The 16,554-nt window shown below is 45.1% G+C and carries 16 protein-coding genes; 6 read left to right on the forward strand and 10 right to left on the reverse strand.

Going from position 1 to position 16,554, the window contains the following annotated elements; all coding sequences use genetic code 11:
- Positions 1 to 25: 25 nt before the first annotated feature.
- The 4 genes from trpCF to ACRRSY_RS07455 are packed head-to-tail and all read right to left on the reverse strand — an operon-like array spanning position 26 to position 4,578.
- The gene (gene trpCF / locus ACRRSY_RS07440) at positions 26 to 1,405 is read right to left on the reverse strand and encodes a bifunctional indole-3-glycerol-phosphate synthase TrpC/phosphoribosylanthranilate isomerase TrpF (protein WP_432453820.1); all 1,380 of its coding nucleotides are present in this window, start codon (positions 1,403 to 1,405) and stop codon (positions 26 to 28) included.
- Positions 1,402 to 2,406, reverse strand: a complete 1,005-nt coding sequence (gene trpD / locus ACRRSY_RS07445; protein ID WP_432453819.1) for an anthranilate phosphoribosyltransferase — start codon at positions 2,404 to 2,406, stop codon at positions 1,402 to 1,404. The genes trpCF and trpD overlap by 4 nt, the downstream gene beginning before the upstream one ends.
- A complete protein-coding gene (locus tag ACRRSY_RS07450; RefSeq protein WP_432453818.1) occupies positions 2,406 to 3,005 on the reverse strand; it encodes an aminodeoxychorismate/anthranilate synthase component II in 600 nt (199 codons plus the stop codon). The genes trpD and ACRRSY_RS07450 overlap by 1 nt, the downstream gene beginning before the upstream one ends.
- On the reverse strand, positions 2,995 to 4,578 hold the full coding sequence (locus ACRRSY_RS07455) for an anthranilate synthase component 1 (RefSeq protein WP_432462870.1): 1,584 nt from the start codon (positions 4,576 to 4,578) through the stop codon (positions 2,995 to 2,997). The genes ACRRSY_RS07450 and ACRRSY_RS07455 overlap by 11 nt, the downstream gene beginning before the upstream one ends.
- A gap of 239 nt (positions 4,579 to 4,817) precedes the next feature.
- On the opposite strand from ACRRSY_RS07455, the gene rnm reads away from it, so the two are divergent.
- The 5 genes from rnm to rluB all read left to right on the forward strand — a co-directional run bounded on the left by rnm (position 4,818) and on the right by rluB (position 8,703).
- Positions 4,818 to 5,642, forward strand: a complete 825-nt coding sequence (gene rnm, locus ACRRSY_RS07460) for an RNase RNM (RefSeq protein WP_432462871.1) — start codon at positions 4,818 to 4,820, stop codon at positions 5,640 to 5,642.
- A 187-nt stretch (positions 5,643 to 5,829) separates the two neighbouring features.
- On the forward strand, positions 5,830 to 6,450 hold the full coding sequence (locus tag ACRRSY_RS07465; protein ID WP_432453815.1) for an L-threonylcarbamoyladenylate synthase: 621 nt from the start codon (positions 5,830 to 5,832) through the stop codon (positions 6,448 to 6,450).
- Positions 6,450 to 7,259: a segregation and condensation protein A gene (locus tag ACRRSY_RS07470; RefSeq protein WP_432453814.1), complete on the forward strand. Its 810-nt coding sequence runs from the start codon at positions 6,450 to 6,452 to the stop codon at positions 7,257 to 7,259. The genes ACRRSY_RS07465 and ACRRSY_RS07470 overlap by 1 nt, the downstream gene beginning before the upstream one ends.
- A 2-nt stretch (positions 7,260 to 7,261) precedes the next feature.
- Entirely contained in the window at positions 7,262 to 7,816 is a 555-nt protein-coding gene (scpB, locus tag ACRRSY_RS07475; RefSeq protein WP_432453813.1) for an SMC-Scp complex subunit ScpB, read from the forward strand.
- Between the two features lie 26 nt (positions 7,817 to 7,842).
- Complete coding sequence (gene rluB, locus ACRRSY_RS07480; protein ID WP_432453812.1) at positions 7,843 to 8,703, forward strand: 23S rRNA pseudouridine(2605) synthase RluB; 861 nt, start codon at positions 7,843 to 7,845, stop codon at positions 8,701 to 8,703.
- Positions 8,704 to 8,763: 60 nt separating this feature from the next.
- On the opposite strand, the gene ACRRSY_RS07485 is transcribed toward rluB, so the two are convergent.
- The 3 genes from ACRRSY_RS07485 to ACRRSY_RS07495 all read right to left on the reverse strand — a co-directional run bounded on the left by ACRRSY_RS07485 (position 8,764) and on the right by ACRRSY_RS07495 (position 11,026).
- Positions 8,764 to 9,360, reverse strand: coding sequence for a Yip1 family protein (locus tag ACRRSY_RS07485; RefSeq protein ID WP_432453811.1), 597 nt, complete (start codon positions 9,358 to 9,360; stop codon positions 8,764 to 8,766).
- A gap of 414 nt (positions 9,361 to 9,774) precedes the next feature.
- The gene (gene lpxH / locus ACRRSY_RS07490) at positions 9,775 to 10,521 is read right to left on the reverse strand and encodes a UDP-2,3-diacylglucosamine diphosphatase (RefSeq protein ID WP_432453810.1); all 747 of its coding nucleotides are present in this window, start codon (positions 10,519 to 10,521) and stop codon (positions 9,775 to 9,777) included.
- 7 nt (positions 10,522 to 10,528) lie between these two features.
- Positions 10,529 to 11,026 carry a peptidylprolyl isomerase gene (locus ACRRSY_RS07495; RefSeq protein ID WP_432453809.1) on the reverse strand — a complete coding sequence of 166 codons (498 nt, stop codon included), beginning with the start codon at positions 11,024 to 11,026 and terminating at the stop codon, positions 10,529 to 10,531.
- A 152-nt stretch (positions 11,027 to 11,178) separates the two neighbouring features.
- Between ACRRSY_RS07495 and cysS the strand changes: the two genes are divergently transcribed.
- Positions 11,179 to 12,558 carry a cysteine--tRNA ligase gene (gene cysS / locus ACRRSY_RS07500; protein WP_432453808.1) on the forward strand — a complete coding sequence of 460 codons (1,380 nt, stop codon included), beginning with the start codon at positions 11,179 to 11,181 and terminating at the stop codon, positions 12,556 to 12,558.
- Positions 12,559 to 12,609: 51 nt separating this feature from the next.
- On the opposite strand, the gene ACRRSY_RS07505 is transcribed toward cysS, so the two are convergent.
- The 3 genes from ACRRSY_RS07505 to ACRRSY_RS07515 form a co-directional block, all read right to left on the reverse strand.
- Positions 12,610 to 13,338 carry a substrate-binding periplasmic protein gene (locus ACRRSY_RS07505; RefSeq protein ID WP_432453807.1) on the reverse strand — a complete coding sequence of 243 codons (729 nt, stop codon included), beginning with the start codon at positions 13,336 to 13,338 and terminating at the stop codon, positions 12,610 to 12,612.
- A 98-nt stretch (positions 13,339 to 13,436) separates the two neighbouring features.
- Positions 13,437 to 14,294, reverse strand: a complete 858-nt coding sequence (folD, locus tag ACRRSY_RS07510; protein ID WP_432453806.1) for a bifunctional methylenetetrahydrofolate dehydrogenase/methenyltetrahydrofolate cyclohydrolase FolD — start codon at positions 14,292 to 14,294, stop codon at positions 13,437 to 13,439.
- A gap of 177 nt (positions 14,295 to 14,471) precedes the next feature.
- Entirely contained in the window at positions 14,472 to 16,136 is a 1,665-nt protein-coding gene (locus ACRRSY_RS07515; protein ID WP_432453805.1) for a putative transporter, read from the reverse strand.
- Positions 16,137 to 16,554: the final 418 nt, after the last annotated feature.

Raw genomic sequence — 16,554 nt, forward strand, 5'->3', positions numbered from 1 at the left:
TTGAATGATTACCTAAGGGGTTCCCTTAGTAGTCTCTAATTAGTTGAAACGCTCTGGCGATTTTGTGGGCATCTTTTATGCCAGGGCTTTGTTCTACCCCAGAATTTAGATCTAAGCCCGCAGCACCGAGTGTGAGCGCTTGCTGTATGTTGTCTGGCGATATACCTCCAGCTAACATCGCACCTTGACTGTGCTCACCTAATAGTTGCCAATCGAAGGTTTGCCCTGTGCCGCCAAATTGGTCGGCGATTTTGCTATCAAACAGGATCTTATCGGCATTTTTAGGGGCTTCGGGAAGTTGTGTCGCAACGGCGAGGGCTTTCCATACTAAGCTGTGATTCAATAGGGATTTTAGCTGGTGAATGTACTGTTCGTCCTCGCTGCCATGGAGTTGTACAGCATGCAGTTGTAGTTGGTTGGCAATGGCCGCAACGTCCTCGAGGGGATGATTGACAAACACACCCACAAAATTGAGTGGGGCGGCTTGAATTAATTGCCGAGCTTGGGCTAGGCTGATATGCCGCGGTGATTTTTCGGCGAAAATTAAACCACCGTAAACAGCACCAGCTTGATGTGCGGCGATCACGTCTTGTTCACGGCTTAAACCGCAAATCTTGTTTTCACCGAGGATCAGTTTACGGCAAGCCATATCGACATCGTCTTGGCTCATAAGTGAACTACCGACTAAAAAGCCGTTGGCGTATTTGGCTAGTTCTCTTACTTGCTGGTGTTTATAGATCCCTGATTCTGAAATGATGATCCGGTCTTCTGGAATTTGTTTGGCTAACTCAGGAGTCCGTTCTAAAGTGATCGATAGATCGCGCAAGTTACGGTTATTAATGCCGATGACTTTAGCATTTAAAGCAATTGCTCGTTCTAGTTCTTGTTGATTACTCACCTCGGTCAATACACCCAATTTAAGCTTATGCGCGACGTCTGCCAGTAAGCTGTATTCATTATCGTCAAGCACCGACAGCATCAGTAAAATGGCATCGGCTTGGTGATAGCGGGCTAAGTAAATTTGGTATTCATCTATAAAGAAGTCTTTGCATAATACTGGCTGTGAAACCTGTTCGCGCACTTGAGTGACGTATTCAAACTCACCTTGAAAGTACTTGCTATCGGTTAATACCGAGATAGCTGCCGCATAGTTTTTGTAAACACCAGCAATAAAATCTAAATCAAACTCAGGTCGGATCAATCCCTTCGAAGGGGATGCTTTTTTGCATTCCAGAATAAACTTGGCAGGCGTTCCTGATAGCGCCTGATAAAAGCTCCGGTCACTGGGCTCCACTTGGTTGATAAAGCTGTTTAAGGGTTGACGTTGCATACGCTCGGCTAACCAGATTTCTTTATCTGCCACAATTTCATCTAAGATGGTCGCTTGATTTTGATTATGACTCACTGACTCATCTCCGCTAATTTGTGGGCTAACGCTAAGGGGCGGCCTGAAGCCATTTCTTCAATGGCCATATTTACGCCCTGACCGACATTGTCGGCTTTGCCGGCGAGCTTTAATAACAGAGCTACATTTACGGCAACCGCTGCTTGCTGCGCCTCTGTGGCCTTACCTTGTAATAAAGCTAAGGTGATGGTTTTGTTTTGTTCTGGGGTTCCGCCTTCAAGGGCTTCTATCGCAGCTTGTTTTACTCCGAAGTCGCTGGGGTCGAGGGTATATTCTCGGATGCTTTCACCATTTACTTCGGCAATTTGAGTGGGACCATGAATGGCCACTTCATCTAGACCTGCGCCGTGTACTACCATGGCTTTTTTCATACCCAGTTGTTGTAAGGTATGAGCAATTGGCGAAATTAAGGCTGGATCATAAACCCCCATCACTTCCATGGTTGGGTGAGCCGGATTAATTAGGGGGCCGAGTACATTAAAAATGGTTCGGGTCTTCAGGGTTTGTCGTACTGGCATCGCATGGCGGACACCAGCATGGTATTGCGGTGCAAATAAGAAACACAGACCTAATTCGTCTAAGCAGCGTCGAGCGGTTGCTGGTGTCATTTGAATATTAATGCCTAAAGCAGCCAGTAAATCGGATGAGCCCGATTTACTGGAGACGCTGCGGTTGCCGTGTTTGGCAACTTTAACTCCAAGACTTGCCGCCACAAATGCCGAAGTAGTCGAGATATTAATGGTGTTGTAGCCATCGCCACCAGTACCAACAATGTCAGCAAAGGGGTAGTCGGGCGTTGGGAACGGCGCTGCGTTTGCCAATAGCGCGCGCGCCGCACCAGCAATTTCCTCTGGGGTCTCGCCTTTAATTTTTAAGGCCGTTAGCAGTGAAGACAACACAATCGGCTCGACTTCACCTTGAATCACTTGGCTAAATACCTGTTGCGCTTGCTCGCTGCTGAGGCTTTGCCCTTGATAAAGTTGCTCTAAGATTGCCTGCATTATGCTTGCTCCTTTGCTTGTGTGGCCCAATCAAGGCTACGAGCTAATAAACTTGCGCCTTCGCTGGTTAATATGGACTCTGGGTGAAATTGAAAACCAATGACTTTATCTTGTTGATTGATAATGGCCATCGGCATTTGTTGGTAGTGGGCGTTTACTGTCAAGCCTGTCGGCATTTTGGTGGCAACTAAGGAGTGATAACGCGCCACCGGAAGCGGATTGGTTAAACCTTCAAACATTAGCTGATTATCATGTTCAATCAATGATGATTTTCCATGCACAATTTCTTCTGCTTTACCGACCTCGCCGCCGTAACTTTCAACCAGCGCTTGATGACCTAAGCAGATCCCTATAATTGGCACTTGCCCTTTGCATAAGTCAATGAGCTCTAACATGCAGCCGGCTTGCTGTGGATTGCCCGGTCCCGGTGATAGTACTAACACAGGAAGATCTGGACAGGCATCAATGTGCTGTTTGATCTCGGAAGCGCTTAAATGATTACGATATATATGAACATCTAAGCCTTGACTGCGAAACTGGTCAACTAGGTTGTAAGTAAAAGAGTCAAAATTATCGAGTAAAAATACACTATGAGTCATGGCTGACATCCTTTAAGGTTGAGCCGTGGGCGCGGGCGATGGCGTTTAATACGGCAGCGGCTTTATTACGGGTTTCGTCAGCTTCCGCTTGAGGATCTGAATCATAGACAATACCAGCTCCCGCCTGCACATGAGCGACTTGGTTTTTGACAAAGGCCGATCGGATCACAATACAAGTATCCATATCGCCCTTCCCCGTGAGGTAGCCAACTGCACCGCCATAACTACCACGGCGCTGTTGCTCGATTTGTCTAATTAGCTCTGATGCGCGAATTTTAGGCGCTCCAACCAGAGTTCCCATATTCATGCACGCTTGGTAAGCATGTAGTGCGTCCAAATCTTTGCGCAAGGTGCCGATCACTCGCGAAACCAAGTGCATCACATGGCTATAGCGATCGACTTTGAGCAGGTCTGCAACGTGACGAGTACCCGGCTCACTAATGCGGGCGACATCATTGCGGGCTAAATCTACCAGCATGATATGTTCGGCGGTCTCTTTCTTATCTAAACGGAGTTCTAACTCCAAGCGTCCATCTAAATCTCGATTGATAGAACCGTCGGGGTTAAAGCCACGTTTGCGGGTCCCTGCTATCGGATAAATCTCGACATCCCGGCTATTGGAACAATACTTAATCGCGCTCTCTGGAGAAGCACCAAACAATACAAATTCACTATCTTGTAGATAGAACATATAAGGGCTGGGGTTGGTTAATTTTAATTCTCGGTAAGCGGCGAGACTATCGGGACAGGCCAGTTGAAAGCTGCGCGAGGGAACGACCTGAAAAATATCACCCTGACGAATATAGTCTTTTAAGGTTTCAACATGTTCGCAATAATGGGCGTCGCTAATGTCGGTGCTTATTTTAGCTTGATAATTAGTTGGTACCGCTGACTCTTGCTGGTGGTTCTCCGTTTCACATAATTCAGCCAAGTGGCTTAAACGCTGAGTGATTCGTGAGCTCTCGTGGTCATTGAATAGTGAACCGATGATATGGGTCACTTGCTGTTGATGGTCGATTAATAGCAAGCTTTCGGCGAGATAGAATTGAAAGTCAGGGCAGGCATTGGTGCTATCGGCAACTGTTGGCAGTTGTTCAAAGCTGGCAATGAAGTCGTAAGCAAATACTCCACCGATAAATAAGCCTTCATTGAAGTCTGTTTGCGAGCCATAAAGTGTGACTAATAAACGTAACGCATCAACTGGAGAGCTGGCTTTTAAGCGAGAGTCTTCGTCTAAATTGGCTGTCGGAAGGGGATAGTCTACGACGAGTTGTTTTGAGGTTTGCTGGGTAATTAGCGATGGTTCTAAATTTGCGGTAACGTCGGCTAAGACCGACTCGCCATTGGGTGATATAGCAACAAATGTCACTTCTCGTCCATGGCAGCTAATTTTAACTGCTGCATCGGCCAATATGAGACTTTTGAGGTTTTCCTTACTGTCTATTTCCGCCGATTCAAGCAATACATTTTGTTGGCTTTCTTTACACAATTCTTGATAAAGACTAAGTGGATCATGCACATAGCTGGCATCGATCTGGATATTCTTTAGTTGTACCCTAGGTGGGGTAGCCATAGTTCGTTACTCCTAGTGAAGCCGTAGCGCAAATATAAAAAAAGCCCGCTTTAAGCGGGCTTTGTTGTTCTGTTCAATGTATTGGAAATACAACAACTCACACCCGTCTAATTCGGAGTGCGCCACCACCAAGATTTGTTGGTTAGAAGAAAAGTTGTCATGTTTATCCTTAGTCATTCTGATAAGATTAGTTAACTTTAAATGACCTTACTAAGTCAAGAAAAAATTTAGGAAATTAAATGAGATTTGATTTGCATAGTCACACAACAGCTTCTGATGGCGGTTTAACGCCAGAGGAGTTGGTGATGCGCGCCGAGAACATGCAAGTCGAAATGCTAGCGATCACCGATCACGATACGACTGATGGCATTGCTGCTGCCCAAGCTCAGGCCAAACATTTAGAGCTGATCGCTGGAACCGAAATTTCCACTGCTTGGCATGCTTTCGATATTCATATTGTTGGCTTGAATATCGATATTACGAATCCTGTTCTACAACAGCAGTTGCTGGTGCAGCGGGAAAAGCGTGAAATTAGAGCAATTGAAATGGGGAAACGCCTCGCAAAGGCGGGGATTGAGCAAGTATATGAGCAAGCTAAAGTGCTGTCTGGTAAGGCACCAATTACTCGATCTCATTTTGCTCGAGTGTTAGTGGAGCGGGGACTGGCGAGTAATTTTAATAAGGTCTTCGACAAATATCTACGTCGTGGAAATACCGGTTATGTACCGAATAATTGGATGAGTATTGCAGAGGCGGTCCAACTTATCCATCAAGCCGGTGGCGTCGCGGTATTGGCGCATCCAACCCATTATGATTTGTCGAATAAGTGGATCCGAAAACTGATCGCTGAGTTTGCCGATGTGGAGGGGGACGGTATAGAAGTGGCGATGCCACAGATGTCGAAAGATCAAATGGCATGGTTGGCTGACTTAGCTGAACAACATCACTTAAGTTCTTCTCAAGGCTCTGATTTTCATCATCCTTCTACTTGGCGTGAGTTGGCTCGGGGGTTACACTTACCAGAGAAGTGTCAACCGATTTGGTTACGTTGGCAAACAAAGTAATTCCCACTCCGGCCATTCAGTAAAAGTAAAATGTGCGAAAACAATGACGTGAACGAAGTACTCACTGTAATCACTCGTTACTTAAAGCGTTTATTTTTAGTTGTTTACAGCTTTAGCCTGCACTCTGTGGCTGGAAGGAATATAATAGCGATGATTCTTCAAGACGCTCGAGAGCGCAGGAATAGTTATGAGTCAATTTTTCTATGTTCACCCGGATAACCCACAACAGCGTTTAATGAACCAAGCTGCAGGGTTGATCAAAAGTGGGGGGGTTGTGATTTACCCCACCGATTCAGGATATGCCATTGGTTGCCATATTGGTGATAAAGCGGCATTAGAACGAATATGTAGGATCCGTCAACTGGATAAAAATCATCATTTTACCTTGATGTGTCGTGACCTATCTGAATTATCTGAATATGCTCGTGTCGGGAATCTTGCCTATCGTTTATTACGCAATAATACACCGGGAGCCTACACCTTTATTTTTAAAGGAACCAAGGAGGTACCAAGGCGTTTGCTTAATCCTAAGCGCAAAACCATCGGTATTCGGGTTCCTAACGATAAGATCGCACTTGCAATGCTAGAAGCCTTAGGCGAACCCTTGATGTCCTGTAGTCTTATTTTACCTGGGAACGATTACACCGAATCCGATCCTGAACAAATTCGCGATACGCTTGAACACCATGTCGATCTTATTATTAATGGTGGATATTTGGGTGAGCAGCCGACCACAGTGATTGATTTGTCGGAAGATAGTATGGAAATCATCCGCAGAGGTTCGGGCGATACCGCCCCTTTTGAGTAATGTTAGATAAGGCCTCTCCAACTCAGCAATTAACTTTAGCAAGCGTGAACGGTGAGCCTTGGTTAAATATTCCCAATGATTTATTTATACCTCCAGATGCAATGGAGGTTATTTTAGAGAATTTCGAAGGACCCCTCGACTTACTATTATACCTGATCCGTAAGCAGAAATTAGATATCGAACGTCTTCCTGTGCTCGCGATTACGCAGCAATACATGGAATATATGGAAGCAATGCGACAGCTAAAACTTGAGCTTGCAGCGGAATACTTGGTGATGGCGGCCTTACTGACGGAAATTAAGTCTCGCTGCTTATTGCCAGTGCAAGAACATGAACAAGCTGAAGATGATCCGAGAGCTGAATTGATCCGGCGTTTACAAGAATATGAGTTGTATAAAAATGCGAGTGACAGGCTGGATGAGTTACCACGTGAGCAGCGCGATATTTTTTTAGCCTCGGTTGCTAAGCCCGCAGAGTTGCCTGTTAAGTTAATTTATCCTGAAGTGGCTATGGATGAGCTCATTGAAGCGATGCGTCGCATTGTACAGCGAGTTAGTAATTTTGAGCATCATGAAATTAAAAGAGAAAAACTATCTACTCGGCAGCGAATGAGTGATATTTTGGCGCGCTTGCAACAGCATCAATTTGTTGAATTTACCCAGCTATTTAGCCAGAGTGAAGGTCGTAGCGGCTTGGTCGTTAGCTTCTTAGCGATTTTAGAACTCATTAAGGAAGGCTACATCAAGTGTGTGCAGAGTCAGCCCTTAATGCCGATTCAAGTTATTTTGGTGAATGAGATGCGTGATTAACTATGTCTGCAAAACCAAATCTCGTCAAACTGGTGGAAGCGGCATTATTTGTTGCCGCTCGACCATTGAGTGTTAAAGAACTACAAGCCAGTGTGTTAGCTGATGTGGGACTTGCTCGTGCTCAAGTGAATATGATTTTGGAAGAATTGAGCTTGCGTTATCAAGATTCGGGAATTGAGCTGATAGAAACTGCTAGTGGTTACCAGTTTCGTGCGCGCCAAGAATTTGCTCCTCAATTAGCTAATTTATGGGCGGAGAAAGCGCCTAAATTTAGCCGAGCACTGTTAGAAACCTTGACGTTGATTGCTTATCGGCAGCCCTTGACTCGTGGTGAGATTGAGGCCATACGCGGGGTTGCGGTGAGTAGCCATATTATTAGCGTGCTCAAAGATAGAGGCTGGATCCGAGTGGTTGGTCACAAAGAAGTTCCGGGCAGACCTAGTCTACTGGCCACTACAACCGCCTTTCTTGATTATTTTGGTTTGAAAGATTTGACTGATTTGCCAGAATTAGATCAATCTTTACTTGAAAAACTGCCGCAAGACTTTCAGACTTAGCGCACTTTACCATCCGGATAAGAAATATGAGTGAAAAACTTCAAAAAGTCCTGGCTCGCAGCGGTCTGGGCTCACGTCGTGAGATGGAAGCTGTTATTGATGCAGGCAGAGTGAGTGTTAACGGGGTTAAGGCGAAGTTAGGCGATCGCATTGAAGAAGGCGCAGAGGTTCGAGTTGATGGCCACTCAGTGCAGATTCAAAAGGTTGAAGATACCATTTGTCGTGTGCTTGCCTACCACAAGTCGGAAGGCGAAATTTGTTCCAGAAATGATCCCGAGGGGCGTGAAACGGTGTTTGAACGTTTGCCGCGGCTACAAAATGGCCGTTGGATTGCGGTGGGACGTTTGGATATTAATACCTCTGGTTTGTTGTTGTTTACGACCGATGGAGAGTTGGCGAATCGTTTAATGCATCCGAGTTTCGAAGTTGAGCGAGAATATGCGGTACGGGTATTTGGCGATGTTGATGATGCGATGATCCATCGCTTGCGCAGTGGCGTTGAGCTGGAAGATGGTAAGGCGACTTTTACCACGGTAAGGCGCCAAGGCGGTGAGGGGATTAACCAATGGTACTCGGTCACCCTAAGCGAAGGTCGTAACCGTGAAGTGCGACGGATGTGGGAGTCTCAAGGTGTACAAGTGAGTCGCCTGATCCGAGTTCGCTATGGTTTATTGCCGTTACCGAAAGGACTACCACGCAGTGGCTGGCAAGAAATGCCATTAGAACAAGTGAACTATTTACGTCAATTGGTTCAACTAAATAAAGAAGATAATACCGTGATTAAAGTTGCTGATCGCGTCCGCAGTACTCAACGTATCAGAAAGTCGGTTCGTAAACATCGCACCAGAACCCAAGGTCAAGCGGCTAAACGTAGACGTTTGAAGTAGTAAAAAGCCCGCTCACTGAGCGGGCTTTTTTGTTCTGTAGTTTATCAATGAGTTGTGATTCTAATTTGCAAAAACGGGCCCTGCGCCAGTGGACCACAGAATGACCGTTGCGATGAGAACCGATACTAGAACGACTAAGCCAACCGTGACCAAGCTACTCGCATAGATAAATCCGCGCTCTTCTGGGATATGCATAATAATCGGAACCCCAGTGTAAAGCAGGTAGATCGAATAAGTGAGGCCAACTAAGCCTGCCACCATCACAAACCATGGCTCAGGGTACAGGCCGGCGAAACCCACCATGAAAATAGGAGTAGCGACATAGGCCGATAACTCTAAGGTTTGCTGGTAAGTGGTGTCGGCATTAAAAGTCTTTGCCATCCATTGTGCAGCTAAAGCTAAGCACAGGACACTCGTCACGAGGGCTGCATACATCGCCAGGGACATAAAGATGGCACTTTCGCTGGTTAGAGAAAAACTATTTGTGCCAACTTTCCAACCAATATGCACCGTGGAAAAGTAGCCACAGATTGCTGGAATGAGGGCCATCAATAGCAAATGAGATAAACTGGCTCCAATTCCTTCATGGTGTTTGTCGATGTCTCGCCATTCTTCTTTGGTATGTGAAGCCAAGCCCCATACATGACTAAATAACATATGTTCACCCTCGGTAGTTAACAAGTTTGCAACATTTACTATTAAGTTATGCGCGAAGTCTGTGAAGTCGTCAAGTCATATTATCTCTTTCTGTATAAATATTGTTCTTTAGTTTTTTTGTGCGCTAGGCTTCAAATCACTTAATGCAGGGGGGATGACATCATCAATCAGACAGACGTTTGTTATTCGATTTGTCTAACCGCATTTGAATTCACGAGAATGACCTAACAATTTATACAGACGAGTGAAAGATTAGATTTGAAGCGTTGCTTGAGAAAGACGCTGTTTATGCGTGGTTCACGCACTGCATCGTAGTGATAACAAGGGTTTAGCTTAAACTAAAATTGACCGTGAAAGATTAAGTTTCGCGCGATACTTAATCTTTGTGGGTAGGCGTGGCATTGCGGCAAGATATTAGTCTAGTTTCAGTTGCTGATGCTGTTGCGCTGAACTCAGATCCAAGCCATGTGAGTCGATTCGTAATACACTCATCTGCTGGTACCAATCGCCTAATACAACGCGATACATAGTTGAGGTGGTGCCCAACTTGATTTGATGGATGTCTGGGCGGTGGGTATGCCCATGGATCATATAATCAATCTGACGCTGTTTAAAACGTTGCTCCACTTCTCCTTGGTTTACATCCATGATACCGAGTGATTTACTTTTGTTGGCTTGTTTACTTTTGCTACGAATTTTATTGGCAAGAATTTGCCGAATAAATAGCGGAAGTAACAAAAATAGACGTCTTAGCCAGCGCTTTTGGGTGATCGCTCGATATTCTTGGTAGCCCTGATCGTCGGTACACAAAGTATCACCATGCAGGATCAGCACCTTTTTACCATATAAGTCGATGACTTCTTCTTCTTCAAGTAGGATCATTCGACAACGTCGCGCATAATCCTTGCCAACCATAAAATCTCGGTTGCCATGAATAAAGTAAGTCGGAACGCCTTGTTCTGCCAAAGCAAGCAGTGCTTGCTCTACTTGCAGAGCAACCGGTGTTTGATCGTCGTCGCCAATCCAAAACTCGAATAAATCGCCAAGAATATATAAGGCGTCTGCTTGAGGGGCTTGTTGTTCAATAAACTCAATAAAGGCCCGAATAATATCGGGCCGCTGTTCACTGAGATGTAAATCAGAGATGAAATAGGTGAGCACTTAGCGCTTATTCCGCAACGCTGACCGAAGTGATGAGCACTTCTTCTAAGGGGACATCGGCATGCACATAACCAAAGTTGCCAGTGTCTACGCCTTTGATTTTATTTACAACATCCATTCCTTCTATCACTTCAGCAAATACGCAGTAACCCCAACCTTCGCTGGTTTCGCTTTTAAAGTCGAGGAAGGCATTGTCATTTACGTTGATAAAAAACTGTGCTGATGCCGAATGAGGCTCCATGGTTCGAGCCATCGCGAGGGTGCCAGTTTTGTTGGATAAACCATTGTTCGCTTCATTTTTAATCGGCGCTTTAGTGGTTTTTTCTTCCATACCTGAAGCGAAGCCACCGCCTTGCACCATAAAGCCATCGATGACGCGGTGAAAAATAGTGTCGTTATAAAAACCTTCTTTAGCATAGGCCAAAAAGTTTGCCGTGGTTTTAGGGGCTTCACTTTCGAATAGCTTAATGACTATGTCGCCAAAATTAGTGTGTAAAGTAACCATTATTTTACCTTTTTATCGTTAGTGCCCCGATTCTAAACCTTCGTTGGCTTAGTGACTAGTCGTCGCGCTTAATTCGGCTGTTTTTCCTAGGCGGCAATGATAGAATGTGACTCTTTATCGACAGTTAGTAAATGGAACAGGAAATAATATAGATGTTACAGATATACAATACCTTGACGCGTAAAAAACAGGCCTTCAAACCTTTGATTGAAGGGAAGGTTGGTATGTATGTTTGTGGCGTTACCATTTACGATTATTGTCACATTGGACACGCGCGTACTTTTGTGGCTTTCGATACAGTGGCTCGTTATTTACGCTGGTCTGGTTTCGAGCTTAATTTCGTTCGTAATATTACTGACGTTGATGACAAAATCATTAATCGCGCAGCGGAAAATGGCGAAAGTTGTGAAGCCCTAACGGAACGTTTTACGACCGCCATGCATGCCGATTTTGACGCACTAAATATGCTGCGTCCCGATGTAGAACCTCGGGTAACTACGCATATGCCTGAGATTATCGATGTTATTGAAAAGTTAATTGCCAATGGTCATGCCTATGTGGCAGAGAGTGGCGATGTACTGTTTGAAGTGAATAGCTTTGCAGATTATGGCAAGTTGAGCCTACAAAATTTGGATATGTTACAAGCCGGCGCACGGGTGGAAGTGGGAGAAGATAAGCGTAACCCGCTTGATTTTGTGTTATGGAAGAGCGCTAAGCCTGGTGAGCCGATGTGGGATTCTCCGTGGGGGAAAGGCCGCCCCGGTTGGCATATCGAGTGTTCGGCGATGAACATGAAGCATCTCGGCGAAGTCTTTGATATTCATGGCGGCGGCTCCGATTTGGCCTTTCCTCATCATGAAAATGAAATCGCTCAGTCCTGCTGTGCTCACGGTACCCACTATGTGAATTACTGGATGCATTCAGGGATGGTGCAGGTCAACAAAGAGAAAATGTCTAAATCTTTGGGGAATTTCTTTACTATTAAAGATGTACTTGAAGTTTACGACCCAGAAACCGTGCGTTATTTCTTATTGTCTGGACACTATCGAAGTCAGCTCAATTATTCGGAAGATAACTTAAAGCAGTCGCGTTCCGCATTAGAGCGTTTATATACGGCGCTACGTCATGTAGAGCTAAAGCCAATTGATGATGCACTTGCAGAGGCTTACCGTAGTCAGTTTAAAGCGGCTATGGATGATGACTTTAATACGCCAGAAGCGCTTCCGGTATTATTTGAATTGGCTAAAGATGTGAACCGTTTAAAAGACAGCGATAGTGAGTTGGCTGGACAGTATGCGAGTTTGCTACTCGAGTTAAGTGGCGTGTTGGGTATTCTAGGCCAGGACGTAGAGAGTTTTTTACAGGGTGAGCATGATAGCGAAGTTGCTGAAATCGAGGCATTAATTGTTGCGCGTAATCAGGCTCGTAATCATAAGGACTGGGCGGCTGCAGATGTCGCTCGCGCTCGTCTCACAGAGATGGGAATTGTACTTGAAGATGGTGCTTCTGGGACGACGTGGCGAAGAGCTTAGTTGTAGAACAGTTTATTGATTATCATTAAAAAGGCGGCTTGACCGCCTTTTTTATAACTTATATTTTTTCAATAACTGTTGGTATTGGGGGCTTGCTGTCACTCGAGTTAAAGCGTGCTGAAAGCGTTCTAAGTAGCTCGGATCTGTGCCGAGACTGAAGGCATAACAGCCTTCGAGCGTACCGAGTTGAAAGATCGATTCAAATAACTCCTCATCATAACCCAATGCTTTGGCTGTTTGTGCGATGACTTCTGGCTCCGAGGCGATTACATCCACGCGCCGACGAATGAGCAGACGTAGCGATTTCTCAAAGTCGGCAGTAAATATAATTTGTTCTGGCGTGATCCCCTGACTGAGTAATAGTTGCTCGCCTACGCTGGCTTTCATCGCGCCAAATAATAAGGGTGGGGGCGGCGCTAGGTGAGTGATTTTAATTGACCGAGATCTTAAGGCGACCAGTTCGATTTTTGAGCGGGTAATTGGACATGCCCAATGAAACAGAGTTTCACGTCTAGGACTACGCATGGTTAAGAATAAAGCCATATTGGGTCGATGCTGAAGCAAATAATAGGCTTTTTCCCAAGTTTGTAGCTTGATAGCTTGAGGCGCTTGTCCCATTTCTTGCCATACGAGTTTTATTAGCTCAACTGAAAGCCCGGTTAAATGGGCATTCTCTACATAATTGTATGGGCGCAGATTTTCCGTTACGAAGGAGATGGGCTCTGCGCGGCAGTGAAGAGAGAGAGCCAAGCTAAGTGCAACTAAATAACGGGCTAACATAAACTATCTCAAAGATTACTCTTTATAAAACTAGCTTAAGTATGTCGTTACCGTCTAAAAAAAGGCGAATACTGAGAGTTAGTACTCGCCTTTAACGACTACAGATCGTGAAATTGTTCACAAGCCTCAAGAGTATTCTCAATTAAAGTTGCAACGGTCATTGGCCCAACACCTCCAGGTACAGGAGTAATGAATGCTGCGTGTTGGCGAGCCACTTCGTATTCTACGTCACCAGCAAGTTTGCCGTTGTTTAAGCGATTAATGCCTACATCGATCACCATTGCACCGGGTTTAATCCATTCTCCAGGAATAAACTGTGGCTTACCTACCGCCACGATGACTAAGTCAGCCCGACGAACATGGGCTTCTAAGTCTTTGGTAAAGCGGTGGCAAGTGGTGGTGGTACAGCCTGCTAATAGTAGCTCAAGAGTCATTGGCCGTCCGACGATATTAGAAGCCCCAACAACAACCGCTTCTAAGCCATAGGGACTAACGCCTGTGGACTCAATCAACGTTATAATGCCTTTCGGAGTACAAGGGCGTAGTGCTGGAATTCGTTGCGCCAATCGACCAATGTTGTATGGGTGGAAGCCATCAACATCTTTATCGGGGCGGATCCGCTCAATTACTTTTGTTTCCTCGATACCTTCTGGTAATGGTAACTGAACTAAAATGCCATCAATGAGAGGGTCTTCGTTGAGCGCGTCGATTTCAGCGAGCAAGGTTTGCTCGTCCGTATTATCGTCGAGGTCGATCGATTTTGATATAAAGCCAACCGCTTCACATACCCGACGTTTACTGCCGACGTAAACTTGCGAAGCAGGATTGTCGCCCACCAAAATAACCGCTAAACCTGGCGGGCGTTTTCCTTCACTGATCCGTTGCTTTACTCGCTCCGCAACTCGATCTTGAACTTGTAAGGCAATTTTTTTTCCATCAATTATTTGTGCAGACATCGATTCTTCTTTAACTAGTGATTGACGATTCTAGATGGCGCTATTTTGGCATGTTAGATAGATAAATGTCAGTGTTTTTTAAGCTAAACGTGGGGCGAGGCTCAATGCCGGAGGCTTTTGTAATTGAATTGGCAACTTAGCCAGTGTGAAAGCTGGCCAAGTTACGCTATGGAAAGCTTAGGCTGCAACCCAGAGTAATACAGCGATGATTTGGGGCGATAAGATCCGTAAACACATCACTAAGGGGTAGACGGTGGCATAGGCTAAGGCTGAGGCGCCCGAAGTACTATGAATTGAGTTCGCAAAAGCGAGTGCTGGTGGATCGGTCATAGAGCCAGCCATTAAGCCACATAAGCTTAAATAATTGAGCTTTACCAGATAGCGCCCAATCAGGCCAATGGTTAGTAGCGGAATTAAAGTGATAAAGGCACCATAAAACATCCAAGTGAGGCCGTCACCATCGAGTAGGGTTTCAATGAAGTTAGCGCCAGAGTTAATACCAACTACGGCTAAAAATAATACAATGCCAATTTCTCTTAGAGCTAAATTTGCACTGGGAGGCATAAACCAATATAGGCGCCCAATACTGCCGATCCGCGCTAGAATTATTGCCACAATGAGCGGACCACCAGCTAGACCTAGTTTTAATGGTGCGGGGAGGCTAGGGATTGCTAATGGCAATGATCCTAGCAACACCCCTAAGCCGATGCCAATGAAAATGGGTAACATTTGTACTTGCTGTAGTTTACTGCGCAGATTTCCTAAACTCGTGGCGACCTTATCGACATCTTCTGAAGGGCCGACAATATTAAGAATATCGCCAAATTGTAAGATAGAATCTTTGTTGGCCACCAGTTCGACACCTGCGCGATGCAGGCGCGAAACCACCACATTAAAATTATTCTTAAAGTCGAGTTCACTAAGCTTTTTACCCAGAAGGCGTTCTTCTGTCACCACGACTCGTTCACTGCGTAACAATGTGCCCTTGGTCGATAATGACTCGTTAATTTCTTCACCGATAATGATTGTTGCTTGTTCTAATTGTGTTCGATTTGGTCCGACGAGATGTAAGTAGTCACCTTTATGCATCAACATATCAGGGCTAGGGACTTTCAATTCGCCATTACTTTTTACCCGGGAACAGATGAGTTCGTCGCCGATTAATTTATTGAGTTGGGAGAAAGCCAAACCATCAAGGTTTGGATTTTGGATGATGACGTTGATGTCTTGTAAGCTTTTCTTCTTCTTGCCTTTGGCGTTATCAAAACGTTCCGCTTCGTTATCTACATTAATTCGAAATACCAAGCGGATGATCGACATCGATAACAGGATCCCCAAAATGCCAAAGGGATAAGCCATTGCATAACCTAAACCGAGCTGAGTGGTTTGCTGGTCGTTCATCCCCAATTCTTGCAAAATTTGCTGACCAGCCGCTAGCGATGGCGTATTGGTGACGGCACCACTATAAATGCCTAGAAAAACATTGAGTGGTAAGTTGAAAATAAAGTGCAGGGATACCGCGGTTATCCCTCCAATGAGCACAATTCCTGCTGCGAGCAAATTGAGTTTTAAGCCGCTTGCTTTTAATGAAGCAAAGAAGCCGGGGCCAACTTGGATACCAATAGTGTAAACAAAAAGAATTAGACCAAATTCTTTAATAAAGTGCAGCGCATGGGGGTCTAAGTGCCAACCAAACTGATTGACGAAATGGCCGACAAATAGCCCACCGAATAAAACACCGCCGATGCCCAAGCCTATACCGCGTATTTTTAGGCCTCCAAACCAGAGACCAATCACGGCAACTGCTGATAAAAGCAAGATGGATAATGCTACTTCGCTCATGTGATTCCTTTCATGCAGTCGTGATAAAATTGTTAACATAACGATAAAAGGCTACAACTTTAATTTGTCACTTCTTTTGACTTGGATTAATAAATCACTATGACATGAAACACTTAGCTTAAAAGTGTCTTTCGCTTCACAGTTTGTACAGGCGGAGAAGTAATCTTTGTGCCTACCTGTGAAGAAATAGCCTATTTAAGCAGCGGTATATTGCCGAATAGCAACCATTTTGGTTATGCTATAACCAAACGGTAAATATCTCCAAAAAACTGTTTGACGCTGACCATTCAAGTGGGTAGTATTCGCCTCCGTTGAAGGCACAAACAGTGTTGGAATCGAATCGATGATTAGCGCAGCTTGGTAGCGTATCGTCGCGAAGCTCGTTAAGAGTGGGGCCAGAGGATTAGATTCTCTATAA

It is taken from the genome of Agarivorans sp. QJM3NY_33, assembly GCF_050870865.2.
Lineage (GTDB): Bacteria > Pseudomonadota > Gammaproteobacteria > Enterobacterales > Celerinatantimonadaceae > Agarivorans.